The sequence below is a fragment of the Actinomycetota bacterium genome (assembly GCA_030682655.1).
Classification (GTDB): Bacteria; Actinomycetota; Coriobacteriia; order Anaerosomatales; family JAUXNU01; genus JAUXNU01.
On sequence record JAUXNU010000152.1, the window covers coordinates 1 to 1536 of the forward strand.

Consider the following 1536-nt stretch of genomic DNA (forward strand, 5'->3'; position numbering starts at 1 on the left):
CGGGTTCAGGGCAAAGCGCCTACTCGATTCGGTGGCCAGTACGTGAAGAAGGCGTGTCCGTGTACCCCCGAGAGAGGTTGAGGCCCGAGGAAACGGCTGTCCCCGCTGTTCGGACGGTTGTCCCCCATGAGCCAGACCTGACCGTCAGGTACTGTCACCGGCATCGGCACCGTTCCCGGATCCGTCCGTCGGCCATGGGTGTAGGGCTCATTGAGGCGCTTCCCGTTCACGTACACCGCGCCGTCACGGATGTCGATGGTCTGGCCGGCAGTTGCGACGACCCTCTTGATGAGCTGGGGATGCGCTCCGGTCGGGTCGTCGAAAACGACGATGTCTCCGACTTTCGGATCGGTGAGGCGGAACGTGACCTTCTCGGCGAGGATCCGGTCCTTCTCCTCGATTGTTGGAATCATCGAGCCGGTCGGGATGACGAAAGGCTGCACGATGAAGGTCTTGATGCCTTGTGCGAGCAAGAACGCGAGTGCGACAAGGAGCACGGTCTCGAGAAGCCAGCGCCAGACGCTCTGGTGCCGGTGGTGAGAATCGCCACTGACAACAGCCGCGGGCGATGGCTCTGGAGTCTCCTGTGTCGGTTCGAGCTCACTCATCCTGGCATCCTTCCTCCGCAGCTGTGGTGCGGCGTGCTTCTTCGTCGGCTGTAGAACGTTCCTCGTCTGAGAGGCAAGCGTGGTCAAGCAGGTCTGGCCGGATCGCGGCGGTGCGGCGGATGGACTGCTCGCGTCGCCATGCACGAATGCGAGCATGGTCTCCACTGCGCAAGACATCCGGCACGCCCATGCCACGGAAGTCCGGAGGTCGTGTGTATTGAGGGTACTCTAGCAGTCCTTCACTGAAAGACTCCTCGACGGCCGAGGATTCGTCACCAAGTACGCCGGGAAGGAGCCGAACAACAGCGTCGGCGACGACCATAGCCGGCAGCTCGCCGCCGGTCAGCACGTAGTCACCGATGGACAACTCGATGTCGGCCAAGGCGAGCGCGCGCTCGTCGAAACCCTCGTATCGTCCGCAGACGAATACGAGGCGCGCCTTCGACGAAAGGCTTCTCGCGAGGTTCTGGTCGAAGCGCCGTCCCGTCGGCGTGAAGAAGACTACGAGACCGGGGGCGTCTTCGAGCTGCTGAACGGCGTCCACTGCCGCGAAGATCGGCTCCGGCTTCATGACCATGCCCGGACCTCCGCCATAGGGGTAGTCGTCGGTGGTGCGGTGACGGTCGGTCGTCCACTGGCGGAGGTCGTGTAGGCGCAGGTCCAGGAGTCCGCGTTCCCGCGCGAGCCCGAGCATGGACGTCGACATCGGAGCTTCGAACATCCCCGGGAAGATGGTGATGACATCGATGATCATCCCGGCTCACCATCTATGAGACCTGGCAGGAGGCGTACGCGCGCGGTACGGGAAACCTCGTCGATGTCGAGCACGACTTCGTCTGTGACCGGAACGAGCACTTCTCCGAAGCGCTCCCCTTGCACGACCCACACGTCGTTCGCTCCTGTTTCGATGACGTCCACGACCTCTCCC

The 1536-nt window shown here is 63.0% G+C and carries 2 protein-coding genes; both read right to left on the bottom strand.

Annotation, left to right across the window (positions count from 1 at the left end):
* Window positions 1-5: 5 nt before the first annotated feature.
* The gene (gene lepB / locus Q8K99_09965) at window positions 6-608 is read right to left on the bottom strand and encodes a signal peptidase I (protein MDP2182875.1); all 603 of its coding nucleotides are present in this window, start codon (window positions 606-608) and stop codon (window positions 6-8) included.
* Complete coding sequence (gene trmD / locus Q8K99_09970; GenBank protein MDP2182876.1) at window positions 601-1362, bottom strand: tRNA (guanosine(37)-N1)-methyltransferase TrmD; 762 nt, start codon at window positions 1360-1362, stop codon at window positions 601-603. Before trmD ends, lepB begins: the two co-directional genes overlap by 8 nt.
* Window positions 1363-1536 lie beyond the last annotated feature (174 nt).